Source organism: Pseudomonas sp. OIL-1 (assembly GCF_010669185.1).
Lineage (GTDB): Bacteria > Pseudomonadota > Gammaproteobacteria > Pseudomonadales > Pseudomonadaceae > Halopseudomonas > Halopseudomonas profundi.
Genome location: NZ_CP048629.1, coordinates 3,092,717 through 3,106,852 on the forward strand (window position 1 = coordinate 3,092,717; position 14,136 = coordinate 3,106,852).

General features: G+C 58.3%; 12 protein-coding genes and 3 tRNA genes. 9 read left to right on the plus strand and 6 right to left on the minus strand.

Annotated elements, in window-relative coordinates:
* Positions 1 to 13 precede the first annotated feature (13 nt).
* Positions 14 to 1,783: a sodium:solute symporter family protein gene (locus G3M63_RS14335; RefSeq protein WP_150301651.1), complete on the plus strand. Its 1,770-nt coding sequence runs from the start codon at positions 14 to 16 to the stop codon at positions 1,781 to 1,783.
* 32 nt (positions 1,784 to 1,815) lie between these two features.
* On the plus strand, positions 1,816 to 2,622 hold the full coding sequence (locus G3M63_RS14340; protein ID WP_256669832.1) for a GNAT family N-acetyltransferase: 807 nt from the start codon (positions 1,816 to 1,818) through the stop codon (positions 2,620 to 2,622).
* 59 nt (positions 2,623 to 2,681) lie between these two features.
* Here G3M63_RS14340 and G3M63_RS14345 read toward each other — a convergent pair whose 3' ends face one another.
* The 3 genes from G3M63_RS14345 to G3M63_RS14355 all read right to left on the minus strand — a co-directional run bounded on the left by G3M63_RS14345 (position 2,682) and on the right by G3M63_RS14355 (position 6,859).
* Positions 2,682 to 3,923, minus strand: coding sequence for an OmpP1/FadL family transporter (locus G3M63_RS14345; RefSeq protein ID WP_163983567.1), 1,242 nt, complete (start codon positions 3,921 to 3,923; stop codon positions 2,682 to 2,684).
* 288 nt (positions 3,924 to 4,211) lie between these two features.
* Positions 4,212 to 4,928: a PolC-type DNA polymerase III gene (locus G3M63_RS14350; protein WP_163983568.1), complete on the minus strand. Its 717-nt coding sequence runs from the start codon at positions 4,926 to 4,928 to the stop codon at positions 4,212 to 4,214.
* Positions 4,925 to 6,859: a putative nucleotidyltransferase substrate binding domain-containing protein gene (locus G3M63_RS14355; RefSeq protein WP_163984282.1), complete on the minus strand. Its 1,935-nt coding sequence runs from the start codon at positions 6,857 to 6,859 to the stop codon at positions 4,925 to 4,927. The genes G3M63_RS14350 and G3M63_RS14355 overlap by 4 nt, the downstream gene beginning before the upstream one ends.
* A 160-nt stretch (positions 6,860 to 7,019) precedes the next feature.
* Here G3M63_RS14355 and G3M63_RS14360 point away from each other — a divergent pair, with 160 nt between their 5' ends.
* The 7 genes from G3M63_RS14360 (at position 7,020) to G3M63_RS14390 (ending at position 12,702) form a co-directional block, all read left to right on the plus strand.
* Complete coding sequence (locus G3M63_RS14360) at positions 7,020 to 8,927, plus strand: propionyl-CoA synthetase (RefSeq protein ID WP_163983569.1); 1,908 nt, start codon at positions 7,020 to 7,022, stop codon at positions 8,925 to 8,927.
* A 187-nt stretch (positions 8,928 to 9,114) separates the two neighbouring features.
* Complete coding sequence (gene uvrY / locus G3M63_RS14365) at positions 9,115 to 9,759, plus strand: UvrY/SirA/GacA family response regulator transcription factor (protein ID WP_150301647.1); 645 nt, start codon at positions 9,115 to 9,117, stop codon at positions 9,757 to 9,759.
* Positions 9,760 to 9,764: 5 nt separating this feature from the next.
* Positions 9,765 to 11,591, plus strand: a complete 1,827-nt coding sequence (uvrC, locus tag G3M63_RS14370) for an excinuclease ABC subunit UvrC (RefSeq protein ID WP_163984283.1) — start codon at positions 9,765 to 9,767, stop codon at positions 11,589 to 11,591.
* 31 nt (positions 11,592 to 11,622) lie between these two features.
* Positions 11,623 to 12,192 carry a CDP-diacylglycerol--glycerol-3-phosphate 3-phosphatidyltransferase gene (gene pgsA, locus G3M63_RS14375; protein ID WP_150301646.1) on the plus strand — a complete coding sequence of 190 codons (570 nt, stop codon included), beginning with the start codon at positions 11,623 to 11,625 and terminating at the stop codon, positions 12,190 to 12,192.
* A 62-nt stretch (positions 12,193 to 12,254) separates the two neighbouring features.
* Positions 12,255 to 12,330: transfer RNA gene (locus G3M63_RS14380), tRNA-Gly, on the plus strand.
* Between the two features lie 43 nt (positions 12,331 to 12,373).
* A tRNA-Cys gene (locus G3M63_RS14385) sits at positions 12,374 to 12,447 on the plus strand.
* 168 nt (positions 12,448 to 12,615) lie between these two features.
* Positions 12,616 to 12,702, plus strand: a tRNA-Leu gene (locus G3M63_RS14390).
* Positions 12,703 to 12,715: 13 nt separating this feature from the next.
* On the opposite strand, the gene G3M63_RS14395 is transcribed toward G3M63_RS14390, so the two are convergent.
* The 3 genes from G3M63_RS14395 to G3M63_RS14405 form a co-directional block, all read right to left on the minus strand.
* On the minus strand, positions 12,716 to 13,006 hold the full coding sequence (locus G3M63_RS14395; protein WP_163983570.1) for a hypothetical protein: 291 nt from the start codon (positions 13,004 to 13,006) through the stop codon (positions 12,716 to 12,718).
* Entirely contained in the window at positions 13,006 to 13,176 is a 171-nt protein-coding gene (locus G3M63_RS14400; RefSeq protein WP_163983571.1) for a hypothetical protein, read from the minus strand. The genes G3M63_RS14395 and G3M63_RS14400 overlap by 1 nt, the downstream gene beginning before the upstream one ends.
* A gap of 183 nt (positions 13,177 to 13,359) precedes the next feature.
* Positions 13,360 to 14,133 carry a hypothetical protein gene (locus tag G3M63_RS14405; protein ID WP_163983572.1) on the minus strand — a complete coding sequence of 258 codons (774 nt, stop codon included), beginning with the start codon at positions 14,131 to 14,133 and terminating at the stop codon, positions 13,360 to 13,362.
* Between the last annotated feature and the right edge of the window lie 3 nt (positions 14,134 to 14,136).

The following is a 14,136-nucleotide window of genomic DNA, read 5'->3' on the forward strand; positions in this document are numbered from 1 at the left end:
CAGGAGCCAATGAATGGAAACTCAAACTCTGATCTATCTGGTAGTCGGCGCGACCTTTGCGCTCTATATCGGGATCGCCATATGGTCCCGGGCCGGCAGCACCAGCGAGTACTATGTCGCCAGCAAAGGCGTTCACCCTATTGCAAACGGGATGGCAACGGGCGCGGACTGGATGTCCGCTGCATCCTTCATCTCCATGGCCGGTATTATCTCCTTCACCGGGTACGATGGCAGCGTATACCTGATGGGCTGGACAGGCGGGTATGTTCTGCTCGCAATGTGCCTGGCTCCCTATCTGCGCAAGTTCGGCAAGTTCACCGTCCCCGAGTTCGTTGGCGAGCGTTATTACTCGCAAACGGCACGTGTGGTAGCGGTTATCTGCGTGATTTTTATCTCGTTCACCTATGTGGCCGGTCAGATGCGTGGCGTCGGTATCGTGTTCTCACGCTACCTTGAGGTCGACATCAACGTCGGCGTCATAATCGGCATGGCGATCGTCTTCTTCTATGCCGTACTGGGCGGCATGAAGGGCATCACCTATACCCAGGTGGCGCAGTACTGCGTAATGATGTTCGCCTACATGGTTCCGGCCATCTATATCTCCCTGTTGATTACCGGCAACCCCATCCCGCAACTGGGTTTTGGTAGCACAGTAAGCGGCACGGACATGTCGGTCCTGGAGAGGCTCAACGGGCTCGGCACCGAGCTGGGTTTCAATGAATACACTGACGGCACCAAATCAACCATCGATGTGTTCTTTATTACCATGGCGTTGATGGTAGGTACCGCCGGCCTGCCGCACGTAATTGTTCGCTTCTTCACTACTCCGACCGTGCGTGATGCCCGTAAATCAGCGGGTTATGCGTTGTTATTCATTGCGATTCTATACACAACAGCCCCGGCAGTAGCGGCTTTCGCGCGTACCAATCTGCTTACCAGCGTCCCGAACACTGCTTACACAGAACTGCCCGAGTGGTTCGAAACCTGGGAAACCGCAGGCTTGGTTGCCTGGCAGGACAAGAACGACGATGGCGTCGTTCAGTACGGCCCTGGCGCTCCCTTCGTTGGTGCTCCGAACTTTGCAGGGGAAACCGGCGAGTACGGCCAGCGTATCGTGACCAACGAGCCTACCCCGGCAGAAACCGAGTTGTATGTGGATCGGGACATCATGGTCCTGGCTAACCCTGAAATCGCCGGGCTGCCTGGTTGGGTCGTAGCCTTGATCGCCGCCGGTGGCCTTGCAGCGGCACTGTCCACGGCGGCGGGTCTGCTGTTGGTGATTTCGACTTCGGTCTCGCATGACCTGCTCAAAAGCAACATGATGCCCAATATCAGTGAGAAGAAAGAACTGTTGGCCGCACGTATTGCCGCGGGGGTGGCAATCCTGATTGCGGGCATCTTCGGCATCTATCCGCCCGCGTTCGTGGCGCAGGTGGTGGCGTTTGCCTTCGGTCTGGCGGCAGCGTCGTTCTTCCCGGTCATCGTCATGGGGATCTTCTCCAAGAAGATGAACAAGGAAGGGGCCATCGCCGGCATGATCGTCGGTTTGACCTTCACCTTCAGCTACATCGTGTTCTTCAAGTTCATCAGCCCTGAAATGGATAATGCGGCGTACTGGTGGTTTGGCATTTCACCAGAAGGCATTGGCACGCTCGGCATGATCTTCAACTTCATTGCTGCAGTAGCCGTCGCTTCATTCACCAAGGCACCGCCGGAGCATATCCAGCACCTGATCGAGGATATTCGTGTACCCCGTGGAGCAGGAGCAGCAGTCGCCCACTAAGGTTCGCATGCAGTAACAAGAAGCCCTCAGCAATGAGGGCTTTTTTGCATCTGGCCGGTATTAAAAATGCTGGCGGTGATTGCTACACTATTTTTAATCTGCACTATTTTTATAAGAGGAACGTCACCGCTAAACCAGCGATGTTTTCGTTAGCGGTTTATCTTTTAACCGATGCAGGAACGCTGACACCTCTCGCCAGCATACGAGGCATGACCATGCTCGATACCCATTCTTCCCGGCTTCCGGATCAATATGAACTGGACGATTATCAGCAAATGGCTATCGGGCTGCGTCAGTTGCGCTATCCGGACGATATGCCGCTGTTGCGCCGCTGGATGCATTCGGGTCACGTCATTCCTCACTGGCACCTGAACAAACCCATCAGTGAATTGAATGTCCACTTTGAAAAAATGCTAGCCGATGACCATCAGCGGTTGTATCTGATCGGCGTGAATGGGCAATGGGTGGGCTACACGGAAATATACGAAGCCGCTCGTGACCGGCTTGCCCGGTACTACCCGGCGAACGATGACGATTTCGGCTGGCACCTGCTGATTGGTGAGCTTTCAGCATATGGTAACGGCTACTTGCGACCGATCGTTCGTACGCTATCGCATTTCATATTCGAGCACACGCCAGCGCGCAGAATCGTGGGCGAACCTGATCATAGCGCCAAGGCCTACGAGGTCGTTGCCGAAGGGTTGTGTTACGAACCCGGAGGGCTGATTCATATGCCCGAGAAAATTGCGATGCTGTATTTCTGCGACCGTGACCGGTTTCTGACGGCGAATCCGCGTGAGGCGGCTGAAGTGGACAGGCAGGCCGCAGCGGGGCATTGATGGAGGAGGGTGGTGGACCAATAGAATTACGCCCCGCAATGCGGGGCGTATTCGGTACATCAGAAGCGGTACGTCACCTGAGTGCTCAGGCCGTGGGCCGTATTGCGATAGCTGGCGTGGTAGTCGCCTTGATGTACTTCGGACTTGTCTTCACGCAGGTAGGCGTAAGCAACATCCACAGTCAGATCATCAGTTGCGTTCCAGCCGGCACCAAGGGACAGGATCTTGCGGTCACCCACCGGGATGCGGACAGTGCGGTCAGCGTCGGTAGTGGGGGATTCATCCAGAGCAAAACCGGTACGCAATACCCACTGCGGGTTCAACTGATAGGCAGCGCCGAAAGCGAAGGACCAGGTGTCGTTCCAATTGAGCGGTTCCTCGATCGAAGTAAAGTCTCCTGCCAAAAGCCCTGAGACGCCTTCGTTTTCAACCACGATTTCCTGCAGCTGGCTCCAGCGCGTCCAGGTAGTACCCGCGTGGAGGGTCCATTTGTCGTCCAGCTGGTAGGTGATGGACGTGTCGACCGATTCCGGAGACGTGAAATCCAGGGTAGCGTCGTAGCTGCCGTTGATCCCAAAAGGAGCAGGGGCCTCGGTAACGCGGGTACGGCCTTCCAGCTCATATTCAACCTTTGAGTGGTAAGTTAAACCCCAAGCTAACTTGTTGGTGACGTCGACCAAAATCCCCACATTAAAACCATAGCCGTAATCATCACCCTTAATGTTGACATCAAACTCCGTGCCATAAGGAGTGGGCAGGCTACTAGTCAACTTACCATCAATCTTATTGATCGTCGGACCAAAACCAACCGACACCCGATCATTGATCTGGTAGCTCAAGGTAGGCTGTAAGGTAATCACCTGTACCTTGCTGTACAGACCGTGGCTGCGCCCGGCGAAGGTGTCTTCATAATCGCTGATCACGCCGAAAGGTGCGTACATGCCCAGGCCGAAATGCATCTTGTCGTTCAAAGGCCGTACGTAGTAACCGAAGGGGATGGCTGCCAGCGGGACCATGTCACCGTCGTTGGTGCCGCGTCCGTTATTTCCGCCACTGATGTCAGTGCTGGCGTCGATTACTGCGAAGCCGCCGCTGACTTCGGCACGGTCCAGCTTGGACATGCCGGCAGGGTTGCCGAACACAGTGCTGGCATCGATGGCTGAGGAAGAACGACCAGCGAAGCCAGTGCCCATGCTGCTGGCGCTTTGTTCGTTGATGGTCAGGCCATTGGCAAGGCTGTGGCTGGAGACGGTGGCGATCGCCACAGCGAGGGTAGTTTTGAACCAGGCAGACTTTTTCATCCGTTACTCCGGGATAAATGAAGCCGCGAAAACTACCAAGATTCCCCGCGTTTGACTATAGACCACAGGCGTTTTGTTAACGAACGTGCCGGGATTGGCCGTTATCACGCAGGCTACAGTCGAAACCGTGACCATTCAGTCAGGGCGTGGTTCATGCAGGGCCGGGTTCTATCCCGGCCACGGCGTTTGACGTCCGCCCCGCTGTCGAGATGGAACTCGACACTCCATGGTTAAGCGTCGTTAAGGGGGTTGGCCTTCGTCGGGGCGTCGTTGCCGGGCGTCCCGGGCTTACAGGCCGCCCCTGCGCGCCTGACGCAGATGTCGCCAATGACCGAGCCGCGTATGCAACTGAGCGAGTGTCACGATGCCCTGAGCGCGGGCTTTGCTGAGCAGGATGAGCGCTATTTCAGCCGTGATCATCGCATCCGCGGCCGCATTGTGTCGCTGGCTGTTATTCAGCCCGAAGTAAGCGGCCCAGTTGTCCAGCGAGGCGCGGCTGAGTTCGGCTTCGGGGCAGAGCATGGGTGCCAGCTCGGCTATATCGACAAACTTGTGCCGCAGCTTATGGCCCAGGTCCAGACGCAGGCCGCGGGTCAGCATTCGATGATCGAAGGGGGCATGGTAGGCGAGGAAAACACACTGGCCGGCAAACTCCATGAAATCCAGTAACGTGGTGCCCGCTGCTCCGCCTTGTTCGATTGCGCTGGGCGAGATGCCGTGAATCAGCACAGTCTCGGTCACCTGATGGTTGGGGCGAAACACTGTCCGCTCGAACTGTTCCCCAAAATGGATGGCGCCTTGTTCAATAGCGACTGCACCGATGGACAGAATCAGATCGCGGTGTACGTTCAGTCCGCTGGTCTCCAGATCAAGCACCACCAATCGGGCGTCATGCAGGGGCGTGTCGTCGAAGGGCTGCGCGGGGGGCAGGGCGGCACGGCGCTCCAGCTGCTCATCCGTCAGTTTGGGCGCGCGCAGTCTGGGTAGCCAGGCCAGTGCGTTCATAGCTGATACCTCAGTGCCAGACTCGCCTGCAACCGTTTGGCCTGGCGAAAGGATTCACGCAGGATGCGCCGATCCAGATGATTCAGCGTGTCGGGGTCAATCCGGTTACTGAACCGTTCACCTGCCCGGGCCTGTTTCTGATGTTGCTGCATACGTATCAGTTGAATGAAATGATAAGCCTCTTCGTAGGCTCCGGCATCCAGCGGTTCGATAACGCCGGCATCACACAGCTGCCGGAATCGCTCGAGGGTATTGCATTCGCTGATGCCATTGGCAAGCGCCAGCACCCGGGCGCCGTCGACGAAGGGCGTTAAACCCTGGGTTTTCAGGTCGAGAGTGTCTTTCTCTGCACCGCTGCGGGCCAGTACGAAGTCGCGGAACCGGCCGATCGGGGGCCGGAATATCAGCGCGTTCTGTGCCATGCGGTTCTGGAACAGCGTGTTGCCTGCCACCTTGCCCAGCACCGCCTCGAACATCCTATGCGCCCCGGACGCATCCCCCCAGACTACCCGGAAGTCGAAAAAGATCGATGACGACAGCAGGTTTTCCGGTGTGGTGGTGCGAATGAACCGGTCGAAACGCTCGGCCCATTCTGTGCGCGACAGGCAGAGCTCGGGGTTGTTGGCCATGATGTTGCCCTTGCACAGCGTAAAACCGCATCTGGCCAGGGCATGGTTGATACGGTCCGCCAGGGGTAACAACTTTGTACGAAACTGCTCGGCCTGGGCGAGGGAATCGGCTTCGAACAGGATGCCGTTGTCCTGATCGGTATGCAGCGTCTGCTCGCTACGGCCCTCGCTGCCAAACACCAGCCAGGTGAAGGGTACAGCGGGATCGCCATGCTGTTCGATGCAAAGCTCGATTACCCGACACACCGTGTGATCGTTCAACAGGGTGATGATCCGCGTAATCTGGGTGGACGACGCGCCGTGCGCCAGCATGCTTTCAGCCAGGCGCCGAATATCCTCGCGCATGGCTTCCAGTGCCTCGACATCAGAGGCCTGACGGATGGTTCGCGCCAGGTGCACCAGATCGACTCGTTGCAGGGAAAACAGATCGCGCTCGGAAAGAACGCCTACCAGCACCTCGTCCCTGACCACGCATACATGAGCGATATGCCGGCTGGTCATGGCGATTGCGGCATCGAATGCGGTGTGGGATGGCGACAGATGAAAAGGGGACCCGGTCATGACCCGGCTGATTGCAGCGTCGAGCCCGATACCGCCGTCTGCGACCATGGCGCGCAGGTCGCGCAGGGTGAATATGCCCTGCGGACGCAACCCTTGGTCGGTAATGATGATGCTGCCTACACTGGCCTCGTGCATGCGCTTTACCGCCTCGCGCACCGGCGTATCAGGCTGACAGGTGATTGGGGCACGGGTTGCCAGCGTATCCAGCCTGGTCTCCAGCGAATATTGCTCGCCGAGCTGTTCCGCCGCCTGCGTCTGCGCTTGCTGGTTGACCTGATCGAGCAGACTGCTCACGCCGCGCAGAGCAAAGTCGCGGAATACGGTTGATAGCTTAAACAGCTTGATGAAGTGAACGCGGGGCAGGGTCAGACAAAAGCAGTCTTCGCTGGCGATATGCTCGGTGCGCGTGGCACGTTCGCCCACCAGCGCTGCCAGCGGAAAGCATTCACCCACGCCAATCTCGAAGGTGGTATCAGGTGTTTCCTGACCGGGTATCAGGCGTTCGCCGCGGATCAGGCCCTGTTTGACAACGTAGAAATCCTGCACCGCCCCTTCCTGCGGCCGGATAATCGACTCGCCCCCGGCATAAAAGCGCAGCTGGCAATGCTCAACCATCCAGGCGAGATGACTGGCTTCCATGGCGTTAAACGGCGGGTAGCTTTGCAGGAAGGTCATGGTGCCATGGACGTTCTGCATGACCGCCGTTTTACCCGCCTGCGAAAAGGCTTCTTCTTTAGTCATCGACATGGCCTGTCATTGTTGTATTGCGAGTCTGCCGCGGGGGCCAACGGGCTCCCATCCGACCTAAGTCTAGGTCTACCTAAGTAGGCACCGACATAAGTCTAGTTCCCTTTCGAAGCCTGAAGTCTAGTCTTGGGGCCATAAGAAAGAGGACGCCTTCATGACTCAACCCCACAGCTATCAGCACGACTATCGCCAATCAATCGATCAGCCGGAAACCTTCTGGGCGGAACAGGCCACCCAGCTGGCGTGGCATACGCCGCCAACGAAAGTCATCAGCCAGAATGAAGAAGGTCACCACCAATGGTTCGCCGACGGCAAGCTCAACACGTCCTGGTTGGCGCTGGACGCTCACGTCCAGGCAGGGCGGGGCAGCCAGACGGCGATTATCTACGATTCGCCGGTGACCGGCTGCAAACAACAGATCACCTATGACGGCCTGACCGCCAAGGTTGCACGTTGCGCCGGCATGCTCAGAGAGTTGGGTGTAGGCAAAGGCGATCGCGTGGTGATCTATATGCCAATGATCCCCGAGGCCGTGATCGCCATGCTGGGCTGCGCGCGCCTGGGGGCGGTCCACTGTGTAGTATTCGGCGGCTTTGCTCCGCATGAGCTTGCGGTCCGGATCGATGACGCCAAGGCAGATATTCTGTTGACCGCATCCTGCGGCATCGAGACCGACAGGCTGATCGATTACAAGCCACTGGTAGACGCCGCAATCAATGAGGCCGCACACCCGGTTCGCCATTGCGTCGTGTTTCAGCGTCCTCAATGTCCATCAGCGCTGCAACCCGGCCGTGATATCGACTGGAAGCAGGCCATGGATTGTGCGCACCCGGCCGAAGCCGTGCCAGTGGATGCAACCGATCCGCTGTACGTGCTGTATACCTCCGGCACGACCGGTAAGCCCAAGGGTGTGGTGCGTGATCACGGCGGGCATGCCGTGGCGCTGCGCTACAGTATGCAGGCGGTTTACGGCGCGCAGGCAGGCGACGTGTTCTGGGCTGCGTCGGATGTGGGCTGGGTTGTTGGGCATTCCTACATCGTTTACGGTCCCCTGCTGGCAGGCTGCACCACGGTGCTGTACGAAGGCAAACCGGTACGTACTCCGGACGCGGGTCCCTGCTGGCGGATCTGCGCGGAATACGGCGTCAAAACACTCTTCGCTGCGCCGACAGCATTCCGGGCGATCCGCAAGGAAGATCCCGATGCGGAGCTGGCGCGACATTACGATCTGAGCTGTCTGGAGCGCTTGTTCCTGGCCGGGGAAAGGCTTGATCCGCCGACCTGGGACTGGCTGCATGCGCACTTCGGCATTCCGGTAATCGACCACTGGTGGCAAACCGAAACCGGTTGGGCCATCGCGGCGAATCCAGCGGGTTATGAAATTCAGCCGGCCAAACCCGGTTCGGCCACCTGGCCGATGCCAGGCTATCAGCTGGAGATTCTGGATGACGACGGCCAGGCGCTTGAAGCTGGCGTGCAGGGCAACATCTGCCTCAGGCTGCCATTGCCTCCGGGTTGTCTCACAGGCATATGGGGTAATCCCGAACGCTACCGTGCCGGTTATCTCGAGAAATTCCCCGGCTACTACCAATCCGGTGACGCCGGGTATATCGACCGCGACGGCTACGTCTTCGTCATGGGCCGTACGGACGACATCATTAACGTCGCAGGCCACAGGCTGTCCACCGGCGAAATGGAAGAAGTGGTCGGTTCCCATTCAGCGGTAGCAGAGTGCGCGGTTATCGGTGTGGCTGACGAGATCAAGGGCGAGCTGCCGCTGGGGTTGGTGGTACTCAAGAACGGCGTAGACATATCCGAGCACGAGCTCAGCGCCGAGTTGCGTACCTTGATCCGCCTGGATATTGGCGCGCTGGCGTGTTTTCAGGGCGCGCTGATCGTGCCCCGCCTGCCCAAGACCCGCTCCGGCAAGATTCTGCGCCGGCTTATGCGGCAAATGGCCAATGGCGAGGCGTACAGCATCCCATCGACCATTGATGATCCGGGCTGTCTGGACGAACTGGCTACCAAACTGACCGGCGGCAAACTCGCTGCGACGGGCTAGATCCGGCAATCCTGACCCCTGGCAGGAGAACGAATCCGGCTATCGACGCTTCATTTCCCTTACCGGTCCAGTTTGTTATTGTGGCTGCCAGTGAATAACGGAGCGGGCGCTGCTCGCTCTGCCCCTCGGTCTACCGGAGACCCTGGGAAGAATACGTCGACCGGATTTCCTGGCAAGAGGGTGGGATTTGATCAAGGTACTCGTGGTTGATGACCATGATCTGGTACGCATGGGCATCAGTCGCATGCTTAGCGATGTGCCGGGCCTCACCGTCGTGGGCGAGGCCGATAGTGGCGAATCCGCCATCGAGCAGGCCCGTGCGCTGAAGCCGGACGTCGTACTGATGGACGTACGCATGCCTGGCATCGGCGGCCTGGAAGCCACCCGCAAACTCATCGTGCAGAACAAGGACCTCAAGATCGTCGCGGTTACCGTGTGCGATGAAGAGCCTTTTCCGACACGACTGATGCAGGCCGGCGCTACCGGTTATGTGACCAAGGGCGCGGCGCTGGATGAGATGGTCACGGCGATCCGCAAGGTGCATGCAGGCCAGCGTTATATGAGTCCTGATATCGCCCAACTGCTGATCAGCAAGCTCTATGATCCGTCCAGCGACTGTCCGTTTGACAGCCTGTCGGAAAGGGAAATGCAGATCGCGCTGATGATCGTCAACTGCGAGAAGGTGCAGAGCATCTCAGACAAACTCTGTCTGAGCCCCAAGACCGTCAATACCTACCGCTACCGCATTTTCGAGAAGCTGGGCATTCACAGCGACGTCGAGCTGGCGCTGCTTGCTGTACGCCACGGCATGATCGAAACCGTACGCTATTGAGCATGATTCACACGGACTTCGATGCGCAGGCCTTTCTGGCTACCGCAAGCAACAAACCCGGCGTTTACCGCATGCTCGACGAGCAGGGCACGCTGCTCTATGTCGGCAAGGCGAAGAATCTCAAGAAGCGTCTGTCGAGCTACTTTCGCAAGACCGGCCTGAGTCCCAAGACCGAAGCGCTGGTAGCGCGCATCCGTCAGGTCGACACCACCATCACGGCGAACGAGACCGAGGCGCTGCTGCTCGAGCAGAGTCTGATCAAGGCTTCGCGGCCGCCGTACAACATCCTGTTGCGGGACGATAAATCCTATCCCTACGTATTTCTGTCCAGCGAGGATGACTTCCCCCGGCTCGGCCTGCACCGCGGCACCAAAAAAGCCAGGGGCCGCTATTTCGGTCCCTATCCCAGCGCCGGTGCGATTCGCGAAAGCCTCGGCCTGCTGCAGAAGGCGTTCAAGGTTAGGCAATGCGATGACAGCTATTACCGCAACCGCACCCGGCCCTGCCTGCAATATCAGATCAAACGCTGCAAGGGCCCGTGCGTGGGGCTGGTCGATAAGCTCGAATATGAACAGGATGTGCGCCACTCGGTGATGTTTCTGGAGGGGCGGAGCAATGCACTCGCCGATGAGCTGCACCGCTCGATGGACGCCGCTGCGGAGAACCTGGATTTCGAACGCGCGGCCGAACTGCGTGACCAGATTTCTCTGCTGCGCCGGGTCCAGGATCAGCAGAACGTTGATACCGAACATGGCAATGTTGATGTGATTGCCGCCTCGGTTTCACCTGGCGGCGCCTGCGTGCATGTCATCATGGTTAGACAGGGCAGGGTGCTGGGCAGCAAGAATCACTTCCCGCGTGTGCCTATCGAGCAAACGCCTGGGGAAGTGCTTGCCGCCTTCCTGCCGCAGTACTACCTGGGCGATGCGGAGCGTGAGCTGCCCCGCGAAATCATCGTCAATGCGACCCATGACGATTTGCCGGTCATTGCTGAAGCATTGGCTGTTGCGCGTGGCTTCGGTGTTGCGATCAGTCACCGTGTGCGGGGGACGCGCAGTCGTTGGCAGAACATGGCCGTTACCAATGCCGACGCAGCGCTGGCCGGCATGCTATCGAACAAGCAGAACATGCAGGCGCGCTTCGAGGCACTGCAGGAGGCGCTCAAGCTTGATGAAATGCCGACGCGCCTGGAGTGTTACGACATTAGCCACTCCAGCGGGGAGGCGACTGTCGCGTCCTGCGTGGTGTTCGGGCCTGAAGGTCCGATCAAGAGCGATTACCGGCGCTTCAATATCGAAGGCGTCACTGCCGGCGACGACTACGCCGCCATGCGCCAGGCACTCAGCCGACGGTTCAACAGGCTGAAGGACGGCGAAGGAAAAATGCCGGACATCCTGCTGGTCGACGGCGGGAAAGGGCAGATGAGCATGGCCCTTGAGGTCCTCGGCGAGCTGATGGTGCATGATCTGACTTTGCTCGGCGTGGCCAAGGGTGTGACCCGCAAGGCGGGCATGGAAACCTTGTATCTCAACGATCCGCATAATGAGCTGGTGTTGCCTGGCCATTCGCCGGCGCTGCACCTGATCCAGCAGATCCGCGACGAGGCACACCGGTTCGCGATTACCGGGCACCGTCAACGGCGCAGCAAGGCACGCAACACGTCCACGCTGGAGGGCATCGAGGGTGTCGGGCCCAAGCGCCGCCGTGACCTGCTCAGACACTTCGGTGGTCTGCAGGAACTGAAGCGCGCCAGCGCTATCGAAATCGGCAAGGCGCCCGGTATCAGTAAAAAGTTGGCGGAACAGATTTATGCCGCGCTACATAGTGATTAGAATGCTTGCATAACCCAGTTACCGAGACTTCATGAACATTCCCAACGTTTTAACCCTGATGCGGGTCGGGCTGATCCCGATTTTCATCCTGTTGTATTACCTACCTTACCCCTGGAGCTATCTGGCGGCTTCCGTGGTGTTCACTCTGGCCAGCATCACCGATTGGCTGGACGGCTATCTGGCACGCAAACTCGAGCAGAGCACGCCATTCGGCGCTTTTCTGGATCCCGTCGCAGACAAGCTCATGGTGGCGGTGGCGCTGGTACTGCTGGTGCAAAGCCACGCCAACTTCTGGGTGACTGCCCCGGCCATGGTGATTATCGGACGCGAAATTGTCATTTCAGCGCTTCGTGAGTGGATGGCCGAACTCGGCGCACGGGCGCAAGTTGCTGTCTCTCAATTGGGGAAATACAAGACGGCCGCCCAGATGGTTGCATTGGTGGTGCTGCTGGCCAATCCGCCGGTCATCACCAACTGGGTGATCCTCGGCTATGTGCTGCTGATGATCTCTGCAGTGCTGACGCTGTGGTCGATGTACGTGTATCTGCGTGCTGCATGGCCGTATATGAGCATGGATAGTGATCAAAAGAACGACAGATAATATTTTCTGAATCAATGACTTGACAGGCCGGCGCAGAAAGATAGAATGAGCGCCGTTCCAAAGCGGGAATAGCTCAGTTGGTAGAGCACGACCTTGCCAAGGTCGGGGTCGCGAGTTCGAGTCTCGTTTCCCGCTCCAGTTTTATGTTGTGTTGGTTTCGCCAATGCAGCACACCCTCAGAGGCCGGGTGGCAGAGTGGTCATGCAGCGGATTGCAAATCCGTCAACGCCGGTTCGATTCCGACCTCGGCCTCCATTATTATTCAGTACCTGCTGGACTTAGTACCTGCTAGCCCGGATGGCGAAACTGGTAGACGCAAGGGACTTAAAATCGGTTGGCTGGTCCTAAAAATGCGTTACAAATCAGGGGCTTAATATTCGCCCTAATGCTTATGTAGCGGATATGTAGCAATTTGTAAAAAAAGCCCCGATGGTGAAATTGGTATACACATCAGACTTAAAATCTGACGATCGCAAGATCGTGCCGGTTCAAGTCCGGCTCGGGGCACCATTTCACTCCTGCGTTACCCCGTCTTACCAAAATTCGCCATTTCTGGCAGCGATTCCATGAACTTCTCGTACAGCCAATGCGGATCAACGCCCGCGAAGCCGCATAGGCGTCTGAGTATCGGGCCTTCCGACAGTATGTCCTGTAGCGCCTCCCGTGCCGGTCCTGCTGGCGCGCTCCATGATGTCTTACCCTCATAGCACCTGCGGGCGTCCCCGAGGTACAGAGTCAGCGCGGCAATCCACAAATCAAGCTCAGGGCTTCCGGGCTCGGGCTTCTGGTCATTGTCGATATCGTCTGGTTCCATTAGCCGATCTCCTGCCGTATCTCTTCAATCAACGTGGCAAGCTGCCCCGGTTGCCATTGGTTCGCCTCGACCAGTCTGGCCAGTCGCACGCGATCAGCCCCGGTCGCCCTAAGCCAGCGGCGCACCAGATCGCGGCGGTACTTAGCCTGCTTGCGTTGTAGCGGCGTCATGGTGCATAGCCTCGATGCGAGCCAGGAAAGCGGCTAGGGTTTCGTTGTGGCGGCGTAGCACTTGGCGACGGCCCACAATCGCGCCATATGGTTCGCGGTGTGGCTCGTGACGGCAGAGCCTTACAGGTTCGGCCCCTTGCGGGGCTTCTCCTGCCACCGGGTGCGCATACGGTGAGTTGGTGGTCATTGGTCTAGCGTACGGGCTAGGGCAAGCATGGCGTCATCATGTGCAGTTGATTGACGTTCAAACTCTGTGCGGACACTCGGCGCGCCTGCAACGTCCTGATCCATCATCGTTAGGTCATCAAAAGCGTTGCAAACCAGCGCCTCGGCTTTGTCCAGTGCTTGGCGTAGGGCCAGCAGTTCGGGCGCGTGCAGTTGCTCAGCACGACGGCGGAAGCTGTCACGCTGTACGTCAGTAAAGCCCGTGGTGATCTGCCGACCATTGAACACAGCGGCCAGTACTGCCCCGTCCCGCGATTCGATAGCGGCTTGCACTGCTTTGCCGCGCTCTTCGCTGGTCATGCTCCGCAGTGCTTGGCGAATCTCTGTGCTGTCACCCGAAACGGTCAGTCCCAGCCGTTGGGCTAGCTCAGCTTCAAGAGACATTCTCCGGCTGCGGATCTGGCTCCGGGCTTGATCTGAGCGGGCGGCATTGGCTTTGATCAGGCGCTGATATGCGTCCTGGGCTTTGGCCAGGTGCTGGCTTGCGGTGCTGGCGGGGTGCTTGTTTTTGCGGACGTCCTCCAGAGCGGCTAGCCCTCGTACCATTTGAGCCTGAGCGGCTAGGGCGCTGTTGATCGCTGGATCATTAGCCATATCTCCCGCCAGGGCTTTCAGCTCACGGGCATGGCTCTCAGGTGCCATCAGGTTCACCGTACGGCGTAGCGTTGGCAATGTGGGTGCTTTCGGCGGTGCGAACTGTGAGTTCATGGCGTGGTTCATGTCGTCATTCATGGG

Bases quoted from the DNA above. Each gene is read 5' to 3' on its own strand.
- pgsA (WP_150301646.1), top strand. From the start codon at position 11,623: ATGAACATTCCCAACGTTTTAACCCTGATGCGGGTCGGGCTGATCCCG.
- G3M63_RS14340 (WP_256669832.1), top strand. From the start codon at position 1,816: ATGAGGGCTTTTTTGCATCTGGCCGGTATTAAAAATGCTGGCGGTGAT.
- G3M63_RS14400 (WP_163983571.1), bottom strand. From the start codon at position 13,176: ATGACGCCGCTACAACGCAAGCAGGCTAAGTACCGCCGCGATCTGGTG.
- G3M63_RS14335 (WP_150301651.1), top strand. From the start codon at position 14: ATGGAAACTCAAACTCTGATCTATCTGGTAGTCGGCGCGACCTTTGCG.
- G3M63_RS14395 (WP_163983570.1), bottom strand. From the start codon at position 13,006: ATGGAACCAGACGATATCGACAATGACCAGAAGCCCGAGCCCGGAAGC.
- G3M63_RS14355 (WP_163984282.1), bottom strand. From the start codon at position 6,859: ATGACTAAAGAAGAAGCCTTTTCGCAGGCGGGTAAAACGGCGGTCATG.
- G3M63_RS14360 (WP_163983569.1), top strand. From the start codon at position 7,020: ATGACTCAACCCCACAGCTATCAGCACGACTATCGCCAATCAATCGAT.
- G3M63_RS14405 (WP_163983572.1), bottom strand. From the start codon at position 14,133: ATGAATGACGACATGAACCACGCCATGAACTCACAGTTCGCACCGCCG.
- G3M63_RS14350 (WP_163983568.1), bottom strand. From the start codon at position 4,928: ATGAACGCACTGGCCTGGCTACCCAGACTGCGCGCGCCCAAACTGACG.
- G3M63_RS14345 (WP_163983567.1), bottom strand. From the start codon at position 3,923: ATGAAAAAGTCTGCCTGGTTCAAAACTACCCTCGCTGTGGCGATCGCC.